This is a genomic window from Bacillus sp. 05T31, assembly GCF_056396725.1.
In genome coordinates, this window is sequence record NZ_JBFTMA010000355.1 from 1 (window position 1) to 4,268 (window position 4,268).

Genomic DNA, 4,268 nt, shown 5'->3' on the forward strand with positions numbered 1-4,268 from the left:
CCTTTGCGGCAGTTACATTAAGAATTTGGCTACCTTTATTTGTATTGCTATTTGGACTGAAGCATTTCGAACTTAGTTATGCCGTTATTGCTTGGTTAGCGTGGGTGCCAAATTTAATCATTGCAGAATTATTTATAAGACAGAGTCTTAATAAAGGACAACAACAGAAAAATGCTGATTTACATTTTTGATGCAATTTATACGTAACTCGGCTGAATCCCTTGATGGCAACCCGAAAGGAAGGCCGATGTCTTCCCGCCCTACATAAGAAGATCACCTTAGGTGTCTTTTCTTTATTTTCAAAAGGACCTGCTCAATTACTGCGTAAAAACATAAAGTAAATAGAATCCATTAAAATACATGAGTGACCTTGAAGTTCCCCTCCTACTCAAAGGAGCGATTAAAATGGGCTTTGGTGGTAGTTGTGGTAGTTGTGGCGGAGGCGGCTTTGCTGGAGGATTTGCTTTATTAGTTGTATTATTTATTTTATTAATCATTGTTGGAGCTGCTTGCTTCTGCTAAAAAACTATCGGAAAAGACACTCTTATATGATATTATCCCCTTAAGGTAGACAGTGTAAAAAGACCATGAACAAACATGGATGTTACACTTCTACTTGGAGGGGATTTTATTATGGCTAAAAAAGGGTCTACATTTCAAACTTATTCAAATGAATTAAAGATACAAGCTGTAGAAAGTTTTTTAAATGGTGAGGGTAGYCAATCAGCTATAGCGAAGAAATATGGACTTAAAAGTAGAACGCAATTAATAGAGTGGGTTAGAAAATATCAAGAAACAGGCGGTATTTCAGACTCACGGGGAAAAAGTAGTGGTAATAAGGGCCTCAAAAATCCCTTGAAAGGTCGTCCTCGTACGAAATTCGATAGTATGGAAGAAGAGTTGGAATACTATAAGGCACAGGTGGCKTACTTAAAAAAGCAGTATCCAAATCTRTAGGAGGTGTYCTTGCTCAAACGRCKAAGTACGAGATTATTGAAGAACTACGTTCTCGRTACAAAGTAAYCTGGCTTGTCGTCATTGCKCAGTTAAATCGYTCTAGCTACTATAAATGGCGTTCAACACGTACGCAAAGAAAATTACGTTTTTCAAAGGATGATACACTGCGTGAACAAATTCAAGCGATTCACATAAAACACAAGGAATATGGCTATCCTCGTATGACAATTGCCTTACGAGAAGAGGGCTTTTTAGTGAATCACAAAAAAGTATGTAGACTTATGCAAGAGCTTCAAATTCAATCGATCATCCGTAAAAAGCGTCGCTTTTTTAAAGGGAAATCCTCAAAGATTTTCCCAAATGTAGTAGAACGCCAATTCCAAAATCGCAAACAAAATGAGGTATTTGTCACAGACATCACTTACTTGCCATTCAAAGATAATTTTCTCTATTTATCGGTCGTCCAAGACATTTACAATAATGAAATTGTTGCCTGGAAACTCTCACATCGCAATGATCTACAACTTGTTCTCGATACACTTGATTTAGCAACAAAAAAAAGAGATGTGTATGGAACCATCATCCACTCGGATCAAGGATTCCAATACACATCTCATGCTTATCATCGTACGCTTCAACAGCTAGGTGCCATCGGCAGCCACTCTCGCAAAGGAAACTGCCATGACAATGCTTGYATTGAATCATTCTTYTCTCATTTTAAATCTGAAATGTTTTATCTYAATKATTATCAAACAAARGRAGAAYTRATTCAAGCAATTGAAACATACATCTATCATTATAACTACAAACGATTCCAAAAACGACTCAATCATCGAGCTCCGATTGAATATCGAATCTCAATGGCTGCTTAGTCTTTTTTAAAGCTGTCTACTTGACGGGGATAAGACCATATATGGGTGTCTTTTCTTTATTACACAATACCAAAGTATACTCTCATTTTCTCGTAAACTTTATGCAATATAATCTTTTTTACCTGCTCATTCTCTCTTCTATCTCGTCGCGCGAGTTATATAGCTCATCAACTTGTTTCATCTTCTTATCATCCATATAAGGGATAGCGTCACATCACCATCAAGCTAAAATTTCAAAATATCTCCAAAACGAAAAATTTATACCTCTACAGTTATTTATGAGAATTCAGCTCATTTTTTCGTTTGGGAAATGAGTGTATTTCTTAACTTGATAGCGATGTAGCGTGCCCCCTTTTAGAATAGTAGAGTATAAACGTGAAAAAACTCCTAACAAATTTTGTGAGGAGCTTTTTTAAATACATGATATTTTATTGGTCAATTTTTTTAAATCTTCATTATTGATTTCTATTGTGCCTGTTCTAGCACTAACCTTTAAAATATTTAATAGATTCTCAGGTGTCTTGATTTCCACTTCATACTCAAATGTAGATTGTGCTAATTTGTCATCTTCTAATTCGAATTCTTTTTTCACATTAATAATTTCTCCATTTGTATGAGCTAAAGAAATTTCACGAACTTGTTTCTCTGTGTAGTTTTCATTCTTTTTTGCATGTTTCTAATCTTTCTTTAATGTTTCGGAATTATAGTGATACATATAAATAAGAAGAAAAGGAGAATGTTAATGCGAGTTCTTATTGTCGAAGATGAACAAGACTTACAAAATATATTGGTAAAACGATTAAATGCAGAATATTATAGTGTCGATGGATGTGGGAATGGAGAAGATGCCTTGGATTATATAAGCATGGCTACCTACGATTTGATTGTGCTTGACATTATGATTCCCGGAATAGATGGTTTACAAGTGTTACAAAGATTACGCGCGGACAATAATACAACTCCTGTCTTGCTTCTTACAGCTAAAGATGCGATTGCTTATAGCAAAGCGAACGGCATTGTGAATATACAACTGTTCCGTGATGAAACCAACATAATAGGTAAAGTCTCCGATAATGGCATAGGCATCAGCGAGCAACATATTGCGAAAATATGGGACCGCTTCTACCGAGTTGACGCAGCACGAACATCTTCAAACAATGGAAACACAGGTTTAGGATTGTCGAACTACACGGAGGAGAAATTACCGTTGAAAGTGAATTAGGAGAAGGCAGTACTTTTACATTTAAACTACCAATTGAAAACCGAGYATAATGTATGCTCGGTTTTAGCTTTAGAATACAGATTGATTAAAAAGCTCTCTTCAGTCCTTATTTAAAAGTAAATACAAAAACTCCATTTTGAAAAAAAGCGATCAAAATGGAGTTACTCTTTTTAGCTATATATGAGATTTTATAAAACCATCTACTTAAATCTATTTTCCAAGTATACCATTCAACAATCTGAAATATTCTAATCAACACAATCACTCATTTAACTAAAAAAATTGGTTAATTGCATAACGCTCTTCTGACTTTCCTTGCGAAAATTAGTGGATCATCAACGTCTTCGATATTAACGTAAATTAAATTTGGATCATCACATAACCACTCATTGTGTATAGACGAAACGATTATTCCTTGTTTAATAATTGTAGCAACAAATKCAGTGACTTCCTTTTGYAAKAGYGCTAYCCGSCCTAGACATAATGCCCGTCCAGTTTTATTATCTCKTGATTCGAATGAGAAGGAAGTTGTTACTCTAAAACGTTTYCCCAAGATTGTTGCTTGTATTTCATCCCGATTTATTGTTGCCACGCATTTTCCACCGGCGAATCCTTCTTGGCCACCGATAATTCTTGCAAACTGTTGACAAATTAATTCATCATTAATCGCCATGYCTTTAATCATCCCCCCTTTTACTGTTAGGTTATGAATGAATACATMGGTCTGAAACGGTAATGAATCTATTCTATTACAAAAAAGATRATGGCAATCTAACGAAAACTGTTAGCTCAATTATTCTTGATCATATGAATTGTTACCAGAGTTTAAATGGTGCAGAATTTTTTTGTTATGAGGTGTTTTTCCTTTTATGCTTGATGGGCATCGGAGACTGAAGGCAAAACTCGACTATTATATATTAAGACATTTTTAGAGAGCATAAAAAAGACACCCTAAGGTGCCATCCTCCGACTTGAGAATCATATCTATGTATGGAGAAATTTAGAAAAGACAAATACAAAAGAGAAACTTCTAACTATAACTTATAGAGCTCTTATACCATGAATTACTTACATACATATTTCCTTATTTACCCGAAGAAGAATCCCGTTATATTACTTTCTGATCAGTCTCGTTAAAGCCATCCCAAKAAATCCAGCRCCCATYCCTATTAGCCATCCAGYWTGRGYATYACCTAAYATAGATCCCACTCCTCCAC

At 35.3% G+C, this 4,268-nt stretch carries 4 protein-coding genes and 3 pseudogenes; 5 read left to right on the forward strand and 2 right to left on the reverse strand.

Annotation, left to right across the window (positions count from 1 at the left end; translation table 11 throughout):
• From AC1DJR_RS19150 to AC1DJR_RS19160, 3 genes are all read left to right on the forward strand, one after another.
• A partial coding sequence (locus AC1DJR_RS19150) for a DUF2306 domain-containing protein (protein WP_477003259.1) occupies positions 1–191 on the forward strand: 191 nt, incomplete at its 5' end.
• Positions 192–405: 214 nt separating this feature from the next.
• Complete coding sequence (locus AC1DJR_RS19155) at positions 406–522, forward strand: YjcZ family sporulation protein (RefSeq protein ID WP_193665139.1); 117 nt, start codon at positions 406–408, stop codon at positions 520–522.
• A gap of 111 nt (positions 523–633) precedes the next feature.
• A protein-coding gene (locus tag AC1DJR_RS19160; protein WP_477003260.1) for an IS3 family transposase occupies positions 634–1,829 on the forward strand; the annotation gives its coding sequence in 2 pieces (ribosomal slippage) (positions 634–931 and positions 931–1,829; 1,197 coding nt in all).
• Between the two features lie 412 nt (positions 1,830–2,241).
• Here AC1DJR_RS19160 and AC1DJR_RS19165 read toward each other — a convergent pair.
• Positions 2,242–2,502: pseudogene (locus tag AC1DJR_RS19165) on the reverse strand (PepSY domain-containing protein); the annotation flags it as partial.
• Between the two features lie 69 nt (positions 2,503–2,571).
• On the opposite strand from AC1DJR_RS19165, the pseudogene AC1DJR_RS19170 reads away from it, so the two are divergent.
• Both AC1DJR_RS19170 and AC1DJR_RS19175 read left to right on the forward strand, forming a co-directional pair.
• Positions 2,572–2,823: pseudogene (locus AC1DJR_RS19170) on the forward strand (response regulator); the annotation flags it as partial.
• A pseudogene (locus tag AC1DJR_RS19175) lies at positions 2,815–3,101 on the forward strand (ATP-binding protein); the annotation flags it as partial. The pseudogenes AC1DJR_RS19170 and AC1DJR_RS19175, both read left to right, overlap by 9 nt.
• A gap of 236 nt (positions 3,102–3,337) precedes the next feature.
• Here AC1DJR_RS19175 and AC1DJR_RS19180 read toward each other — a convergent pair.
• The gene (locus tag AC1DJR_RS19180; RefSeq protein ID WP_477003261.1) at positions 3,338–3,736 is read right to left on the reverse strand and encodes a DUF1259 domain-containing protein; all 399 of its coding nucleotides are present in this window, start codon (positions 3,734–3,736) and stop codon (positions 3,338–3,340) included.
• Between the last annotated feature and the right edge of the window lie 532 nt (positions 3,737–4,268).